The 16291-nt window shown below is 64.7% G+C and carries 15 protein-coding genes; 10 read left to right on the top strand and 5 right to left on the bottom strand.

Annotated features, from left to right (window positions below; genetic code table 11):
* The first annotated feature begins 208 nt into the window (after positions 1–208).
* From VT03_RS29700 to VT03_RS29715, 4 genes are all read left to right on the top strand, one after another.
* Complete coding sequence (locus VT03_RS29700) at positions 209–817, top strand: nitroreductase family protein (RefSeq protein WP_075096355.1); 609 nt, start codon at positions 209–211, stop codon at positions 815–817.
* A gap of 379 nt (positions 818–1196) precedes the next feature.
* The gene (locus VT03_RS29705) at positions 1197–2675 is read left to right on the top strand and encodes a DUF1501 domain-containing protein (RefSeq protein ID WP_075096356.1); all 1479 of its coding nucleotides are present in this window, start codon (positions 1197–1199) and stop codon (positions 2673–2675) included.
* Positions 2676–3121: 446 nt separating this feature from the next.
* Positions 3122–3583: an SRPBCC family protein gene (locus tag VT03_RS29710; RefSeq protein WP_075096357.1), complete on the top strand. Its 462-nt coding sequence runs from the start codon at positions 3122–3124 to the stop codon at positions 3581–3583.
* A complete protein-coding gene (locus VT03_RS29715) occupies positions 3580–3888 on the top strand; it encodes a hypothetical protein (RefSeq protein ID WP_075096358.1) in 309 nt (102 codons plus the stop codon). The genes VT03_RS29710 and VT03_RS29715 overlap by 4 nt, the downstream gene beginning before the upstream one ends.
* A 174-nt stretch (positions 3889–4062) precedes the next feature.
* Here VT03_RS29715 and VT03_RS29720 read toward each other — a convergent pair whose 3' ends face one another.
* Positions 4063–4860 (bottom strand): DUF1571 domain-containing protein, encoded by a 798-nt coding sequence (locus VT03_RS29720; RefSeq protein WP_197489121.1) that lies wholly within the window; start codon positions 4858–4860, stop codon positions 4063–4065.
* A gap of 460 nt (positions 4861–5320) precedes the next feature.
* Here VT03_RS29720 and VT03_RS29725 point away from each other — a divergent pair, with 460 nt between their 5' ends.
* The 6 genes from VT03_RS29725 to VT03_RS29755 all read left to right on the top strand — a co-directional run bounded on the left by VT03_RS29725 (position 5321) and on the right by VT03_RS29755 (position 12717).
* On the top strand, positions 5321–5920 hold the full coding sequence (locus tag VT03_RS29725) for a hypothetical protein (RefSeq protein ID WP_075096360.1): 600 nt from the start codon (positions 5321–5323) through the stop codon (positions 5918–5920).
* A gap of 85 nt (positions 5921–6005) precedes the next feature.
* Positions 6006–6656, top strand: a complete 651-nt coding sequence (locus tag VT03_RS29730) for a hypothetical protein (RefSeq protein WP_156514846.1) — start codon at positions 6006–6008, stop codon at positions 6654–6656.
* Positions 6657–8089: 1433 nt separating this feature from the next.
* On the top strand, positions 8090–8863 hold the full coding sequence (locus VT03_RS29735; RefSeq protein WP_075097373.1) for a FliA/WhiG family RNA polymerase sigma factor: 774 nt from the start codon (positions 8090–8092) through the stop codon (positions 8861–8863).
* 408 nt (positions 8864–9271) lie between these two features.
* Entirely contained in the window at positions 9272–10603 is a 1332-nt protein-coding gene (locus VT03_RS29745; RefSeq protein ID WP_197489395.1) for a CpaF family protein, read from the top strand.
* Between the two features lie 89 nt (positions 10604–10692).
* Positions 10693–11661, top strand: a complete 969-nt coding sequence (locus VT03_RS29750) for a type II secretion system F family protein (RefSeq protein WP_075096363.1) — start codon at positions 10693–10695, stop codon at positions 11659–11661.
* 129 nt (positions 11662–11790) lie between these two features.
* Entirely contained in the window at positions 11791–12717 is a 927-nt protein-coding gene (locus VT03_RS29755; protein WP_075096364.1) for a type II secretion system F family protein, read from the top strand.
* Between the two features lie 462 nt (positions 12718–13179).
* On the opposite strand, the gene VT03_RS29760 is transcribed toward VT03_RS29755, so the two are convergent.
* The 4 genes from VT03_RS29760 to VT03_RS29775 all read right to left on the bottom strand — a co-directional run bounded on the left by VT03_RS29760 (position 13180) and on the right by VT03_RS29775 (position 16272).
* Positions 13180–14103 (bottom strand): malate dehydrogenase, encoded by a 924-nt coding sequence (locus VT03_RS29760; RefSeq protein ID WP_075096365.1) that lies wholly within the window; start codon positions 14101–14103, stop codon positions 13180–13182.
* Positions 14104–14191: 88 nt separating this feature from the next.
* Positions 14192–15097: a class II aldolase/adducin family protein gene (locus tag VT03_RS29765; RefSeq protein WP_075096366.1), complete on the bottom strand. Its 906-nt coding sequence runs from the start codon at positions 15095–15097 to the stop codon at positions 14192–14194.
* 92 nt (positions 15098–15189) lie between these two features.
* Entirely contained in the window at positions 15190–15471 is a 282-nt protein-coding gene (locus VT03_RS29770; protein ID WP_075096367.1) for a EutN/CcmL family microcompartment protein, read from the bottom strand.
* A gap of 51 nt (positions 15472–15522) precedes the next feature.
* Complete coding sequence (locus VT03_RS29775; RefSeq protein ID WP_075096368.1) at positions 15523–16272, bottom strand: hypothetical protein; 750 nt, start codon at positions 16270–16272, stop codon at positions 15523–15525.
* Between the last annotated feature and the right edge of the window lie 19 nt (positions 16273–16291).

Genomic DNA, 16291 nt, shown 5'->3' on the forward strand with positions numbered 1-16291 from the left:
CTCTCCAAGGCCCGATGTTGCCCGGCGGCAACAGACGACTGTGTCGTGGCCCGCTTCGCCTCGCGAGCCCTGATGTTTTCCAGGGTTTCGCTCGATGTGATGCCGAAAGGGTGCATGTTGCCTCGACGCAACATCCTTGTTCCGGTGCGGGGGCTGGGCGAAACTGGTCACGACATTTTCCTCCACGGTTCCCTTCTGAAGTCCTGCCATGACGGAATCCTCCCGCAGCGCCCGGCCCGATCATCCGATCCATGAGGCGCTCGTTCGCCGCTGGAGTCCGAGTGCTTTTTCGTCGCGGTCGGTTCCGGCCGGGGATCTGCGGTCGATCTTTGAGGCGGCGCGGTGGGCGCCTTCGTCGTACAACGAGCAGCCGTGGCGCTATCTGGTTGCGACGCGCGAGACGCCGGAGAGGTATGAGCAGATCCTGAAGTGCCTGGTGGATGCGAACCAGGCGTGGGCCAAGTCGGCTCCGGTTCTGGCGATCGGATGCGTCCACCTCAAGTTCAGTCGGAACGGGCGTCCCAACGGGGTGGCGCTGCATGATCTGGGGGCGGCGAGTTCGTATCTGACGTTTGAGGCGACGGCGCGCGGCTTGTTCGTTCACCAGATGGCGGGGATTCTGCCGGACCGGGTCCGGTTGCAGTTTGGAGTTCCGGAGGACTACCAGCCGGTGACCGGGCTGGCGATCGGCTATCTGGCTGATCCGCAGGACGTTCCGGCGGATCTTCGGGCGCGGGATACGGCGCCGCGGGAGCGGAACCCGTTGTCGACGTTTGTTTTCGAGGGTGGGTGGGGAACGCCTTCGAGTTTCGTCTGAAGCGAAACCGTCCTCGCCGGGACGACGTTGATTGCTCAGACCCATCGTGCCACGGCAGCCGGGGTCAAGGGGCTCGCCCCTTGCCGCCGGAGGCGCTTCCATGAGGAACCGTGGTCAGCAACGGACGTCCGCTTTGTGGAACCGGCGTTGAGAACTCACCGCTCGCTCTGCAATCCGCGCGGGTTGGTGAGGGGGCATACGACACGGCGTCCGCGCTTGGACACGCACTCCTTCAGACATCTCTCGACGAGAGGGCCTCCGGCGGGCATGAGGGCTTCGCCCCCCTGCACCCCCCACCAGGGGCCAGCCCCTGGACCCCGGTGCGACGAACCGGTGGTGCCGCTATGATCAAGGACGACTGATCCGAGGAGCGCTCCCGATGTCGTCCGATCCGAACCGACTGTTTCCCTCTCTCTCTCGCCGGGACCTCCTCCAACAGGCCGGCTGCGGCGCCGGCATCCTGGGACTGGCATCCCTCCTCAAGGATGAGCAACTCCTTGCTGCCACCCCATCGGCCCAGGTCGACGCCCTCAACCCCCTCGCGGCGCGGCAGTCACACTTCCCCGCCCGCGCCAAACGCGTCATCTGGATCTTCGTCAACGGCGGACCCAGCCACGTCGACACCTGGGACTACAAGCCCGGCCTCGAAAAGTGGAACGGAAAGACGATCAAGGAGTTCGACTCCTCCTTCACCAACACGACCGGCTTCTTCAAGGACGCCGTCGGGGCCCTGATGAAGTCCCCTTTCGAGTTCACGCCGCGGGGAGAGTGCGGAAAGAAAGTCTCGTCGATCTTCCCGCACCTCGGCGAACACGTCGACAAGATGGCGTTCATCCACTCCGGCTACTCGACATCGAACAACCACTCCCCCGCCCTGTTCATGATGAACTGCGGTTTCACCCGGATGGGGATGCCGTGCGTCGGCTCGTGGGTCACCTACGGCCTCGGCAGCGAGAGCAGCAACCTTCCCGCCTTCGTCGTCATGAGCGACCCCAAGGGACGCGGGCTTCCGAAGGGGAACGCCGCCAACTGGACCGCGGGTTTCCTTCCCGGTGTCTTCCAGGGGACGTACCTCAAGCCCCAGGGGGACCCGATCGACAACCTGCAGCGGCCGTCCCAGATGACGGACCAGTCGCAGCGGACGCAGCTCGACCTTGTGAAGGCGCTCAACCAGATCCACGAACGGGACCGTTCGGCCGACGGCGAACTGGCGGCGCGGATCGAGAGCTTTGAGCTGGCATACCGGATGCAGTCTGCCGCTCCCGAGGCGATGGACCTCACGGCCGAGCCGGAGCACATTCAGAAGCTCTATGGGATGGGCGATGAGCGGTGCGACCACTTTGCCCGGCAGTGCCTCACCGCGCGGCGGCTCGTCGAGCGGGGTGTGCGGTTCGTCCAAATCTACTCGGGCGGGATGGAGAATCAGAGGTCGTGGGACGGGCACAACGACATCGAGGGGAACCATTCGCAGTTCGCGGGGGAGACCGAGCAGCCGGTGGCCGGGCTGCTGACCGATCTGGCGGCTCGCGGGATGCTGGAGGACACGCTTGTCATCTGGTGTGGTGAGTTCGGCAGACTGCCGATTGCGCAGACAGGGGGGAAGCCGGGACGGGATCATAACCCGCACTGCTTCACCGCCTGGCTGGCTGGCGGGGGGACGAAGGGGGGGACGACGTACGGGGCGTCCGATGAGGTGGGTTACAAGGCGGCGGAGAACAAGGTCAGTATTCACGACCTGCACGCCACGATCCTGCATCTGCTGGGGATGGACCATGAGCGGCTGACGTACAAGTACAACGGCCGCCGGTTCCGGTTGACTGATGTTGAAGGCGAGGTCATCCGGCCGATCCTCGCTTAAACCGTGTCCTTGCCGGCTCGACTCGATAGCTCAAACCCAACGTTCCACGGCCGCTGGGGGTCAAGGGGCCAAAAAACAACACAGGCCCCTTGCCGCCGGAGGCACTTCGATGAGGAACCGTGGGACACAACGGGTGTCCGCTTTGTGTTCCCCGCGCTGAGGACTCCCTCAACCCGCACCGCTTGCGATGAAATCCCCGCGGGTTGGTGAGGGGGCATACGACACGGTGTCCGCGTCTGGACACGTGCTCCTTCAGACATCTCTCGACGGTCAGGCCTCCGGCGGGCAAAGGGGCGTGGCCCCTCTGCACTCCCCACCAGGGTACCCCTGGACCCGGTGAGAAATGCGTCTCGTGACTGCGGGACTGGCCCCCGTCACTCCCGCGGAATAGAGTGGCGGAATCTTTCCTGCCGGCCTCCGCCGCACCACTCCGAGAACTGCCATCCATGCCGCTGTTTGAAGACGAACTCGTCGTGAACTGCCCCATCGACCGGGTGTTCGACTTCCTCCTCCGCCCGGCCAACGTCGTCCGGATCAGCGACCCCTCCATGGGACTCCGGTTCCTCAACGCCCCGGAAATCGTCGAGCTCGGAAGCCGCCTCACCTTCCAGATGATGGGGATGGGACAGGTCCAGGAGTGCGAGCACCACATCGTCTCCATCACCCCTCCCCAGCTCATCGTCGAAGAGCAGACCAAGGGGATCATGCGGAAGTGGCGGCACGAGCACATCTTCGAATGCCAGGGTGACGGGACGACCCGGGTCATCGACCGCATCGAGTTCGAGCCGCCCGGCGGAATCGTCGGCTTCATCGTCACCGAGAAGAAGATCCTCGGCGCCCTGGAAGACGGCTTCTTTCACCGGCATCAGCAGCTCAAGCGGATCCTGGAAGCGGAGTGCCGCTCATGACCGCCAAGCCCCGTCTGCCCGCGCGGGAACGGCCGATCACCCGGCAGGACCGGGACGGCAGCACGTTCCTGGCGCTCGGAGTCGTGATCGCGATCGCCAGCGGACTCATCGCCCTGACGGCGATGGTCTTTCCGGGCCTGGCGAGCGTCGTGGGGCTGATGGCGGCGGCGGGACTCTTCTTCGTCCTGCACTACGTCACCTGGGGCCGGGCCATGATGAACGCCCGTGCCCGAGAGGGCTTTCAAGACGAACCGCTCCCCACCCCGCCGGACCCCGAAGGCCTCGGAGACCAGGGCGACGTCTGACCCGTCAGCGCCGCGTGCGCGCGACGGCAGAGACCGGAAGAGTTAAACACCAAGACACCAAGTTTCCACCAAGATCACCAAGGAGACTCGCGCGAGACGGGATCCTTTGTGACCTTTGTGCCTTCTTGGTGTCTTTGTGTTTAACGACTTGGCTTCCGCGTTTTCCAACGACGGCTAGTAGTTGTAGCGCGGGTTGTTGACGTCGAAGTCCTGGGCCACGAGGGCCACGTTCGTCTTCACCGCCGTGAAGAAGTAGTCCTCGACGAGCTGAGGGGCTTCGTTCCGACGCTGCGGGAAGGCGTAGTTCTGGATCCGGATCGGGAGCGACGTGGTCGCTTCCAAGTACAGGCGGCAGGATTGGAACAGGCGGCCGGGTGCGGGCTTGGCGTAAGACATCTCGATCGCCCGGCAGGCGACGTCGCCGATCTTGGCCTTGGGGAACAGGTTGACCGTCCCCCCTTCGCCCGTCTTGTCGCCCAGCAGCGCCACCAGGACGCCGTGGGCCATGTTCTTCATTCCGAACGACGTGATCGGATACCGGTTCTCGTCCAGGGCCCGGCGATCGGTCGGGGCGACCGTCACCGTCCCGATGAGCGAGGCGAACCCGGTCTCATGGGCGAGCATGTTGCCGTTGTTCTGACCTTCGACGTAGATCACCTCCCGCCCTTCGTGCGGGGTGACGTACTTCATGTAGACGCTGAACGGGTTGTGGCGGACCTTGACGGTGCACTGGCTGCTCAGCATCTGCCGGCCGATGAGCTCGTTCTTGATGAACGTCGCTTCATAGCCGTCGATCCGGGAGACCGCCTCATAGGCTTCGGCCGCCATCTTCATGGCGGGGAGGAACGGGTGGGTTTCCGGGACGACCGCGATCTGTTCGGCGATCGTCGGCGCGGCCCAGATCGGGCGGGCGGGAAGTGAGCAGACCGCGGCCGTCGCCGCCCCGAGAAATGCCCGCCTTGAGATGGCCATCGTTCCCGTCCCTGAGAGTCGTTCGTTGCCCCCGGATCCGCTGGGGGCCATTGCACTGTTTCGGCAGGAATCCGCCGATCCGTCGCGTTTCCCTGGTCGGGGTGCTTCATCCGGACCAGCCCCGAAAGTCACCGCCTTCGGACCGGTCGAGCGTCGGGCGGGACAGTACTCGATCGACGGGGGACCGAGAAGAGGCGTCGCAAGTCGCCGTCACCGCGGTAGTTCGTTCGGAAGGAGCCATCAGGAGCCGCGGACCGTCCTGGAGGGATCTGACGGAACTCGGTGTGAAACCGCTGCTTCCTGCAAATGGTCGATGTCGGGCGGACGCGGAAGAACTGGGAAAAATCCTGGCAGCGGGCAGGCGGGCGACGGGGAGATCGGCGGATTCCGCAGGTTTGCAATTCGCTTCCCGTCGTTCGACAATCGCCGCATCAATCCTCTCTTGTCGGAGTCGCCTGAGATGTCCTTCCGAAGTCGTCTGCTTGTCGCTGCGGCCACCCTGCTCTGCACCTGCTCCCTGTGGGCTCCGACCCCGGCCGTGCGGGCCGAGGAGAAGGCCGCCAAGACCCAGGAAGTGACCGCCGGGGAACTCAAGCTGACCGTTCCGGAGGCGTGGCAGAGCAAGCCGCCGACGAACAACCTCCGGCTGGCCCAGTTCACCGTTCCCGCGGCGGAAGGGGATGAGAGCGGTGCGGAAGTCGTCATCTTCCCGCCGTTCGGGGGATCGACGTCCGCGAACATCCAGCGGTGGGTTTCGCAGTTCGACGCGGACGGCCGCGAGCTCAAGATGACGCAGGGGAAAGTCGACCAGGGGGATTACGTGCTGGTTGAGCTGAAGGGGACGTACAAGAAGCCGATCGGCCCGCCGATCCAGCAGCGGACGGAAGCGGCTCCCGGCCACAAGATGGTGGCGGTGATCCTCAAGTCGAAGGCGGGCGGAAACTACTTCCTGCGTCTCGTCGGTCCGGAGAAAACGGTGGAAGCCAACGCCCCGGCCTTCCGCAAGGCGTTCGGCGCGGACGCGGCCAAGGAAGAGAAGTTCGAGCTTCCCGCCGAATAGTCGGCCGGAAGGGTCGGCGGCGGGAGACGGAGCCGCCGCCACGGAGGTCGTGACGCTCCGTCAGAAGTTTTCCCAGGACGTTCGCGTGAGTGGTCTTCTTCCTCCCGGCTTCTGTTTTCGCTGGGAGTTCGCCGTTCCCGAGATCTCGACTCCGGGCTCGAACCGCAAGCTCCTGAAGCTGCCGGAATCGGCAAGGATTGCCGCTCCGGATGCGAAGAACGCGGTCAGTCCGTTGCGGATCAGCGTGGGCTGGAACGCCGAGGGGCTGGGGGTGGTTTGCGAGGTGACGGGGAAGCGGCTGGCGCCGTATTGCGACCTGGACCGGCCGGGCGAGTCGGACGGCGTGTTCCTGTGGATCGACACGCGGAACGTTCAGGACGTGCACCGCGCGACCCGTTTTTGCCATCTCTTTGGTCTGTTTCCGCTGGGCGAAGGGGCTCGCGGTGATGAGCCGGGTGTCCGGCAGGTTCCCGTGCCGCGGGCTGCGGCGGATGCTCCCAGCATTGATCCGGACGATGTCCTGATGTCGGCCGAGGTGGAGAAGACGGGGTATCGGCTTTCGGCGTGGTTTCCGCGGTCGACGTTGAACGGGTTCGATCCGGTTTCGCAGCCGAAGTTGGGCTTTTTCTGTGAGCTCCGTGATTCGGAGCTGGGCCGGTTCCCGCTGCTGTTGGACGAGGAGTTTCCTTACGACGGCGATCCGAGCCTGTGGTGTTCGCTCTCGCTCGTGGGATAGAGGCGACTAACCGGGTCCAGGGGGACCCTGGTGGGGAGTGCAGAGGGGCAACGCCCCTTTGCCCGCCGGAGGCCTGGCCGTCGAGAGACGTCTGTAGGAGTACGTATCCAGGCGCGGACACCGTGCCGTATGCCCCCTCACCAACCCGCAGGGATTGCAAAGCCAGCGGTGTGATGTGAGGGAGCCCCTCCACGCCGGCTGCCGTGCGTAAGGGACACGGGCCCGGCCAGGACATCGTTCGCTTCCGAACCGTCGCGTCGCCGCCGGGGGTGCGATCCGCGGTGCGACACATTCCTGCCGATTCGCTGCGGAGCGTGTCGTCGATCCGGCAGGAGACGCCGGATCGACGGACCTCGATTTCCGCCGCGGGCGAACCCTGAAGATCGCGATTCTGTTAAGGAATTTCCAAGGTCCGGGGCCTGTTGTCGTTTCGCGGTCCGGTCGCCGCGGACCCTTTTGAGCCGCTCCATCATCTGGACGACACGGAAGGGGCTGTCATATCTATCCGCTCCCACGTCGATCGTCTCGCACGATCGATCACACCCCTGAAACACACCCCGCTTCGTCCGGCGGAAGAGCGGCTTGCCGCACTTCCATGAGCGGTCGGTTCCCCGACCGTTGTGCCGAACCGCGGCCCCCCCGTCCCCTGTTCCGGCGTCGGTCGAAGCGTCCTGCTTCTGTCCGGTCTGCCCGATTTCGTCGCCGCTCATCCGCGCCCGTTCGCCGGAGCCTCGCTTCGGAGAGGCCCGGCCGCGGCGTCCCGTCCGACTATTCCCCTGTCACTTTTCCGGCGTCGATTCGGTCGCCGGGAGATTTGGCTCGCTCGGCCTGCCGTTGGATTCGGCGGCGGGCGGGTTGTTGTCCGCGTGCGCTCGTGATGTTCGAGCGGCGACGGACCGCGTCGAATCAACAGGTCGCCGTGCGGCTCGCGCTGCGGCGCGCCGTCACACGACTACAGACACCGGCTGAACCGCCGGACGGGTTCCTCGCGCCGATGAGGTGCGGCCATGGGGCCAATCACAAGACAACTGTCCGTCGCCAGACGTTGCCGTCCTCTCTCTGGAGAGACAACGGCGGCGCGCCGCGACGGCCCTGACGAACCACACGGGAGGAACTCCGTGGCGTGCCGGCGCGACTTATGTTGCGCCGACAGGCCAAGGGGGACCCTTCCGCAGCGGACATCATGACCGACCTTCGGATTCGACCCGGCCACGGCCTGCGCCGCTGCCGCTCGACCGACAGGGGGCTCATGGTTCCAGAGCGCAGGATGCCCTCTGGCAAACATTGACGATTGTGTGAAGTTTGCGGGTGAGCCCGTCGATAACTGATGTGCTCGACTGTCTCGCCTGCAGCGCGGCGCCATTGCTGTCTCGATTCACCTCTCGGTTGCCAGGGTGGAGCGCGATGCAGTGGACAGACTCATGGAGGAGTGCATGGCCACCGACACAACGACGGACATCCATCAGGTCTGGCTGGAGTACCGCCAGAATCCGACGGAAGACCTTCGCAACCGTCTCATTGAACGATTCTTTCCCCTGGTCCGCTTCAACGCGGAGCGGGTCTGGCAGAAGCTGCCCGACGGAGTGGATATCAATGACCTGATCTCTGCCGGCGTGTTCGGACTGATGGACGCCATCGACGCTTTCGACCTCGACCGCGGGGTCAAGTTCGAGACGTACTGCGTCCCCCGGATCCGCGGGGCGATGCTCGACGAGCTCCGCACGATGGACTGGGTGCCGCGCCTCGTCCGCAGCAAGGCGAGCAAGCTGGAGCACGCCCGCAAGGAAATCGAAGCCTCGACCGGCCGTCCGCCCACGGACCCGGAACTGGCCGACAAGATGCAGATGCCGCTGGACGAGTTCCAGAAGATGAAGTCCGAGGCGAGCGCCGTCGCGCTGGTCAGTCTCAACAAGAAGTGGTACGAGACCGACAGCTATAAAGACGTCCGCGAGATCGACATCATCGAGGACACCAAGGGCGAAGACCCGACGAACGGGATCCAGAAGAAGGATCTCATGAAGCTCGTCACCAAGGGTCTCAACCGCAACGAGCGGCTCATCATCATCCTCTACTACTATGAGGAACTGACGATGAAGGAGATCGGCCAGACCCTGGGCCTCTCCGAGTCCCGCGTGAGCCAGATGCATTCGAGCATCGTGTCGCGTCTGAAGGACCAGCTCCGGAAGCGGCGCCCCGAGTTCGCGTAGCCGCCGGGCAACAATTCGAGATTCTCCAACGGGCGTGATCCCTTCGATCACCGCCCGTTTTTTCGTTTCGGGCTGCGTTTCGAAAGCGGTCCGCCTCGCGGGAGTTCAGGGATTTCGGCTCCGGGCCGCCGATTCCCGGGCGGACCGCGACGGGGGCGGCGCATCCGGCTTCTTCCGGCAATCCGGCAAGTCCGTCCTGCTGCGGAATTGCAACATTTCTTCCCGATCCTTCCCGCCTCGCCGCGCGGAGTGACCTATGTTCATCACAGGGGATGGTCCGGAGTCTTGCCATCGGGCGTGCAGGACACGTCGGGCAAGCAGCCGCCATCCCTCTCCGTCCCCCCGGATGACATCGTTCCTCGGGTTTGCCGAGTCCGTCAGGAGAAGTTCATGGCCCCCGCTCGTCCCATGCCTCAGAAGCCCTTCCCCGTCGGAGGCCGCAGCGGATTCGGTCGCGGCGAGTCGTCCCAGGAAGACTTCGAGAACCTCAAGCGGCTGATCCACAGCAAGCTGGTCGACAAGCTCGACCTGAACCGCCTGGGGGAACTGCAGGGGGACACGCTGCGGCGCGAGATCCGGCTCGTCGTCGAGCACCTGTGCGACACCGAGAACCCGCTGCTCAACCGCTCCGAGCGGGAGCGTCTCATCGAGGAAGTCCTCGACGAGACATTCGGCTTCGGTCCGCTGGAAGTCCTCATGAAGGAGGACGGGATCGCGGACATCATGATCAACGGACCCAAGAAGGTGTTCGTTGAAAAGCACGGCAAGATCATCAAGCACGATGTGACCTTCCGCGACAACGACCACCTGCTCCAGATCCTGGACCGCATCGTTTCCCGCGTCGGCCGCCGGGTCGACGAAACGTCTCCGATGGTCGACGCCCGTCTGCCCGACGGCTCGCGTCTCAACGCCATCATCCCGCCGCTGGCTCTCGACGGCCCCTCGCTCACGATTCGTAAGTTCGGTTCCCGCCCGCTGACCCTCGAGGATCTCCTCAACTTCGGCGCCTTCACGCCGGAAATGGTCATGCTCCTCGAAGGCTCGATCAAGGCCCGCCTCAACATCATCGTCAGCGGCGGTACCGGTTCCGGTAAGACGACGCTGCTCAATACGCTGTCGAGCTTCATCCAGAGCGACCACCGCGTCATCACGATCGAGGACGCGGCGGAACTCCAGCTCCAGCAGGACCACGTCCTGCGGCTCGAGACCCGGCCGGCCAACATCGAAGGCAAGGGACGCATCACCGCGACCGACCTCGTCAAGAACGCCCTGCGTATGCGTCCCGACCGCGTGATCATCGGGGAATGCCGCGGACCGGAAACGCTGGACATGCTCCAGGCCATGAACACCGGTCACGAAGGATCGATGACCACCGTCCACGCCAACAATCCCCGCGACGCCGTCTCCCGCGTCGAGACGCTGATCCTGATGGGGGGCTCGGAGCTCCCTCTCAAGGCGATCCGGCACCAGGTCGCCTCCGCGGTGAACATGATCATCCAAGCCAACCGCCTCCAGGGGGGGCCCCGCAAGATCACCTCGATCACCGAAGTGGTCGGGATGGAGCAGGACACGATCGTGACCCAGGAGATTTTCAAGTTCGTCCAGGACGGGATCGACGCCAACGGAAAGGCGTTCGGCCACTTCGAGGCGACCGGCGTCCGGCCCTCGTTCATGTCCCGGCTGGAAGCGTCCGGCGTGCGGCTCCCGTCGAACCTGTTCGCTCCTCGGGCATTGGCTTGAGAGAGTTTTCCGTTGTCAGTCGTCAGTTTTCCGTCGGTTGGAGCGTTTGCAGCCGTCTTTGAAGCGGCCGCCGTTGTCGGGGAAGAGTCATGAATCCCATGTATGTCTCGATTGCCGCCTTCGTCGGGGTCACGGGAGTGATCGGCGCGGTGATCCTGCTCATCGGCGAGTTGCGGAGCAACTCCGTCGAGGACCGCCTGGAAGTCCTGGCCCGCAAGAAGGGGGCCGCCGGCGAACAGACCAAGGTCACGCGCGAAGCCCTCGTGCAGGAGAGCGTGAAGGGACTGCAGGGGATGATCGGCGGGCTCGCCGCCCGGTTCGTCAACCTGAAGATGCTGTTCGCCCAGGCGGACATGACGATCGCGATCGAGACCTTTTTCCTGATCTGCCTCGGAGCCGCCTTTGTCCCGACGGCGATCGCGATCGCCGTCGGCGTGAATCCGATGTTCGCGCCGCTGATCGCTCTGTGCTGCGGCGTCCTGCCGCTGGGGTTCGTGGTCTGGAAGCGGGGGCGGCGGTTCAAGAAGTTCGCCGCGCAGCTTCCCGATGCCATGTCGCTCATCGCCCGGGCCCTGCGATCGGGACACAGCCTCGCGTCGGCCATCAAGCTCATCGTCGACGAGATGCAGGACCCGATCGCCAAGGAGTTCAACGCCGCTTACGAAGAGCAGAACCTGGGGATCCCGCTCGAGCAGTCGCTCAAGAACGTCTACAACCGGATGCCGAACCTGGACTTCAAGTTCTTCGCCACGGCGGTCGCCATCCAGCGGCAGTCCGGGGGGGACCTGGCGGAGATCCTCGACAAGATCGCCCATATCATCCGCGAGCGGTTCAAGATCATGGGGCAGGTCCAGGCCCTCACCGGCGAAGGCCGCATCAGCGGAATCGTGCTGATGGCTCTCCCGGTGGCCCTGTTCTTCGCCGTGTGGCGGATGAACCCGAGCTACGTGATGCTCCTCTTCACCGATCCCCTGGGCCGGCAGATGGTCGCCGTGGCGCTCTTCCTGCAGGTCCTGGGCGCGGTGACGATCAAGAAGATCATTGCAATCAAGGTGTAGGAGAGGCGGAAGGCTTAAGGCTGAAGACGGAAGGGAGAGAAGAGCCCCCTCGCCGAAGTCCTCGCCTCAGCGGCTGCCGACTGACACTTGATATCTGAAACTTGATACTTCCCCCCGGGGGACCCTGCGATGTCCATGACCACCCTCCTGCCGCTCGCCATCTTCGGCGCCATCACCTTCGGGGTGTGGGCGATCCTCTCCATGTTCACGGGCGGGGAGAGCCGGGCCGCGAGCCGCCTCAACGAACTGAAGGACCCTCGCAAGCGGAACGCGGATCCCCAGGAGAACTCGGTCGGCTCGATGCTCAAGATGGCGGCTCCGGCGCTGTCGAAGGCGATCCAGCCCAAGACGGAGCTGGAGCAGAACGAGCTTAAGATCCGGCTCTCCAACGCCGGGTTCCATTCGCCCCACGCCGCCACCCTGTTCCTGGCGATCAAGATGATCAGCCTCTTTGCCGGGGCGGTGGTCGGGGGGGCCGTGGCGGCCTTCACGACCGGACTCAACACCGACGGCTTTCTTCGCCTGGGAATCGGGGCGGGGCTGGGATTCTATCTCCCGGAGCTCGTCCTCACGGTCCTCAAGAAGACCCGGCAGGAGGCGATCTTCTTGCAGACCCCGGACGTCCTCGATCTGCTGGTCGTGTGCGTGGAAGCAGGCCTTGGTCTCGACATCGCCCTCCGCCGCGTTGCGGAGGAGCTGGTCGAGGGGGCGCCCGAGATCTGCGGCGAGATCTCCCTCTGCAACCTTCAGATGCAGATGGGGCGTCCCCGCCGCGAGGTTCTGCATGACTTTGGCATCCGGACCGGCGTCGACGACGTCAAGGCGCTCGTCGGGGTGCTGATCCAGGCGGAAAAGTTCGGGGGTTCGGTGGGGAGCGCCCTCCGCGTCCAGTCCGATTCGATGCGCGTCAAGCGGCGTCAGATGGCGGAAGAGAAGGCTCAGCAGACGGCCGTCAAGATGATCTTCCCGCTGGTGCTGTTCATCTTCCCGGGGATCTTCGTGGTGCTGGTCGGCCCGGCCGCGATCATGATGATCCGCCAGCTCCTGACGGACTGAGCTCTGGGAACAATGGAAAACACGAAGAGCCGCCGATCCTGTGATCGGCGGCTCTTTTCGTTCGTGAGCGAGAGAGGAGTGATCTGCCCCGAACCACGTCCTTGCCGGCACGACTCTGATAGCTCAAACCCAAGGTGCCACGGCACGCTGGGGTCAAGGGGGCCACGCCCCCTTGCCGCCGGAGGCGCTTCTATGAGGAACCGCGGTACGCAACGGACGTCCGTTTTGTGGTACCCGCTATGAGGACTCCCTCAAACCCCACCGCTGGCTTTGCAGTCCCCGCGGGTTGGTGCGGGGCCATCCGGCACGGTGTCCGCGTTTGGACACGTGCTCCTTCAGACATCTCTCGACGGCCAGGCCTCCGGCGGGCAAGAGGGCGTTGCCCCCTTGCATCCCCCACCAGGGTGCCCCTGGACCCGGTTCTGTGAGTCACATCAGAAGTGGAAGCAACCCGGCGCGGCCTTACAGAACCTTCTCGATTGTCTCGCGGAGAACCGCACCCGACTTCTGGAGAGCAGTCTTCTCCTTCGGCCACATGTCGATCTCGATGTGCTGCAGCGCCCCCTTGCGGCCGACAACCGTCGGCACCGAGATCGCCACGTCGAACAGGCCGTACGCCCCGTTCTGCAGCGTCGAAACCGGCTGAATGCGGTGGCTGTCGAGAGCAATGTCGTGGATCACGTCGGCGATCGACACACCGACCGCGAAACCCGCCCCCGCCTTCTTCTTGATCATCTCCGCGCCCGAGGTCCGAGCCCGCTTTTCGATTTCGAGCAAGGCGGCCTGATCGACGCCGGGCCACTTATCGAGCGGAAGACCGGCGATCTGGGCGGCAGACCACAGGGCGACCATGCTGTCCCCGTGCTCGCCAAGCATCATCACCTGCACCTGCGTCGGCGGCACGTCGAGCTTCTGAGCCAGGAGCGCCCGGAAACGGGTCGTGTCGAGAACCGTCCCGAGGCCGATTACCTGCTGGGCCGGGAGGCCGAGCTCGCGGGCGGCGAGGTACGTCAGGATGTCGACAGGGTTCGACACCACGAAGATGATGACGTCCTTCTTGTGGCCGACCTTCTTGACGTCCGCCAGCAGGCTGCGGAAGAGGGCCACGTTCCGGTTGATGAGGTCCAGGCGGCTCTCATCCGGCTTGCGGCGGAGGCCGGCGGTGATGCAGATCACGTCCGCATCCTTCACCTGCTCCGTCGTTCCGCCATAGATCCGCTGATCGTGCAGCAGCGGTGCGCCGTGCAGCAGGTCGAGCGCCTGCCCGTCCGCCAGGTCCTGGTTGACGTCGATGAGGGCGATGTCGCGGACGATGCCGCCCGTCTGGAGAGCGAAGCCCGCGCACGAACCAACCAGTCCGCCGCCGCCGATGATGGCTACTTTCATGGGGAGTTTTCAGTCGTCAGTGGTCAGTTTTCAGTGAGACGGGCCGGAGGGCCGCACGTGTTCGCGAGGCGGCAGACGATCGAGGGGACTACTGCTTGAGGGCCGCCAGGACCTGTTCGGTGATCGCCTGAACGAGCGCTTCCATATTGATCTGGCCGCCGCCCCCGCCCACGCCGCCGTTCGTCTGGTAGGTCGGCGTCTGGAGGTAGCCCGGATACACCGGAGGAGGAGCGAAGGCCGAGACCTGCGGGGCTTCCCCTTCCTTGTAGCCGTCGCGGAAGGCGGTGTTGCTGCACAGGTCGCAGTTCTCGTTGTGGAACCGCGGGTCGTCGAAGCCGAGCCGCTTCTTGAGGTCGAGGAGCTCGCGGGACTTCTGCTCGTTGAGATAGGTCACCCCGCCGAGCTGCTGCGTCAGGATCAGGATCCGGCAGTAGGCGTCGAGGATCTCGGTCTTCCAGTAGGCCTCTTCGAGCGTGGCGCCGAAGCTGACCGTCCCGTGGTTGGCGAGGATGATTGTGTTCGTCGCCTTGAGGAACGGGCTGACGGTGTCGGCAAAGCCCTGGGCGCCCGGCGTTTCATAAGGAGCGAGCGGGACTTCCCCCATGAAGACTTCGATTTCCGGCAGGATGCACTGCGGGATCGCTTCGCGGCGGACGGCGAAGGCGGTCGCATGGGGCGGGTGACAGTGAACCACCGCCTTGACGTCTTCCCGCTGCCGCATGATCGTCAGGTGCAGGAGGATTTCGCTGGTCCGCTTCTTCTTGCCGGCAAGCTGCTTGCCGTCCAGGTCGACCATGCAGATGTCATCCGGGGTCATGAACCCCTTGCAGATCATCGTCGGGCTGCACAGAACCTCGTTCGGACCGATCCGGTACGAGATATTCCCGTCGTTCGCGGCGGCGAAGCCCTTGTTGTAGACGCGGCGGCCGACCTCGCAGATCCATTCCTTGATCGACTTGGCTTCGGCGCTGTTGAAGAGCGGGTGGTAGGACATGGTTCCGTCTTTCCGGTTCAGGTTGTCTCGCGCTGACAGCCGTCACCGGCTGCGTGTTCTGTCTGCTGACTTGTCTGGTCGAAGGCGGCCGGTCAGGCCAGGTTGATCGAGTCGAGGATCGCCGCGTTGTAGGCGTCGATCGGCTTCTGGTTTGGCGTGAACGGAGCGGCCGCTTCGGCGGACTCGCTCAGGGCGATCATGTGTCCGTTCCCCGCTCCCAGATCGTCATAGGCGACAATCGGCTCGCCGCGGCCCGCCTCGTCCCCTTCGATCCCCGCCCGCGTCAGCGGCACGACGACCTTCCACGAGCACCCCTTCAGCGTGGGATGCACGCGGTTCAGCGTCACTTTGCCGATGACCTGGGCGATTCGCATGGAGGGGGAGGAGGAGGATTCAGGAGTTAGGATTTAGGATTCAGGAGGCCGTTACTTCTTGGATTCGGGCCAAGGGGCGGTGAAGGCGGCGATGATGTTTCGCAGCTCGAAATAGGTCTTGGCGGTCGGGTCGATGACGATCGCGTTGAGCCGCATCTGGTCGCGGGCCGCCCGGACCCCGGCGGGCTCGGTAATGTAGGCCGCCCGGACCTTCTCGTGGCGGTTGGCCCGGCAGGCGGCCCGGTAGGACTGCGTGGCGGCGATCACGACGCCATCGACCGCGCCACGGCTCAGTTCGCTGATCGCGAGCGCGGCGGCATCGTCTGGACAACCGAGCAGCTCGCGGGACCAAGCTCCACCGAGTTCGCCGAACAGCTTTTCGAGAGCGGGCGAAGTCCGGACGATGGCGAGCTTCCAGCGGGCCGTCGCCGAAGTCGCCCCCTTCTCGCCTGTCGTCACACCCGCGGTGGCGCGAGTCACTTCGAGGCGGTGAATGCGGATGTAGTCGTGGGCGGTCGGCGTCAGGAGGGACTTCGCTCCGATGACGAGCGGGACCTTCTGCCCTTTGATCTTCTCGGCCAGCAGATCGCCCGTGATCACCCGGTCAAGAATTGCGACCGACGACGTGGAGACCGGAGTCGGCACAACGATCGGTGCCGGTTTGGGAGCCGCGGCTTTCGCTCCGGTCACAGCGGGCGTGGATACAGCGGCAACCGCCTTCACCGGCGCAGCGACCGACGACGGGCTGATCTGCTTCAGCACGTTCTGGACGATCCGGTCGATGGCAGCGCTGTCGAGCATGAAGGGCTTGGACTCTCGC

It is taken from the genome of Planctomyces sp. SH-PL14 (assembly GCF_001610835.1).
In the GTDB taxonomy this organism is placed as follows: Bacteria; Planctomycetota; Planctomycetia; order Planctomycetales; family Planctomycetaceae; genus Planctomyces_A.

Bases quoted from the DNA above. Each gene is read 5' to 3' on its own strand.
- VT03_RS29750 (WP_075096363.1), top strand. From the start codon at position 10,693: ATGAATCCCATGTATGTCTCGATTGCCGCCTTCGTCGGGGTCACGGGA.
- VT03_RS29700 (WP_075096355.1), top strand. From the start codon at position 209: ATGACGGAATCCTCCCGCAGCGCCCGGCCCGATCATCCGATCCATGAG.
- VT03_RS29765 (WP_075096366.1), bottom strand. From the start codon at position 15,097: ATGTCCTACCACCCGCTCTTCAACAGCGCCGAAGCCAAGTCGATCAAG.
- VT03_RS29735 (WP_075097373.1), top strand. From the start codon at position 8,090: ATGGCCACCGACACAACGACGGACATCCATCAGGTCTGGCTGGAGTAC.
- VT03_RS29745 (WP_197489395.1), top strand. From the start codon at position 9,272: ATGCCTCAGAAGCCCTTCCCCGTCGGAGGCCGCAGCGGATTCGGTCGC.
- VT03_RS29725 (WP_075096360.1), top strand. From the start codon at position 5,321: ATGTCCTTCCGAAGTCGTCTGCTTGTCGCTGCGGCCACCCTGCTCTGC.
- VT03_RS29710 (WP_075096357.1), top strand. From the start codon at position 3,122: ATGCCGCTGTTTGAAGACGAACTCGTCGTGAACTGCCCCATCGACCGG.
- VT03_RS29760 (WP_075096365.1), bottom strand. From the start codon at position 14,103: ATGAAAGTAGCCATCATCGGCGGCGGCGGACTGGTTGGTTCGTGCGCG.
- VT03_RS29775 (WP_075096368.1), bottom strand. From the start codon at position 16,272: ATGCTCGACAGCGCTGCCATCGACCGGATCGTCCAGAACGTGCTGAAG.
- VT03_RS29770 (WP_075096367.1), bottom strand. From the start codon at position 15,471: ATGCGAATCGCCCAGGTCATCGGCAAAGTGACGCTGAACCGCGTGCAT.
- VT03_RS29715 (WP_075096358.1), top strand. From the start codon at position 3,580: ATGACCGCCAAGCCCCGTCTGCCCGCGCGGGAACGGCCGATCACCCGG.
- VT03_RS29755 (WP_075096364.1), top strand. From the start codon at position 11,791: ATGTCCATGACCACCCTCCTGCCGCTCGCCATCTTCGGCGCCATCACC.
- VT03_RS29720 (WP_197489121.1), bottom strand. From the start codon at position 4,860: ATGGCCATCTCAAGGCGGGCATTTCTCGGGGCGGCGACGGCCGCGGTC.
- VT03_RS29705 (WP_075096356.1), top strand. From the start codon at position 1,197: ATGTCGTCCGATCCGAACCGACTGTTTCCCTCTCTCTCTCGCCGGGAC.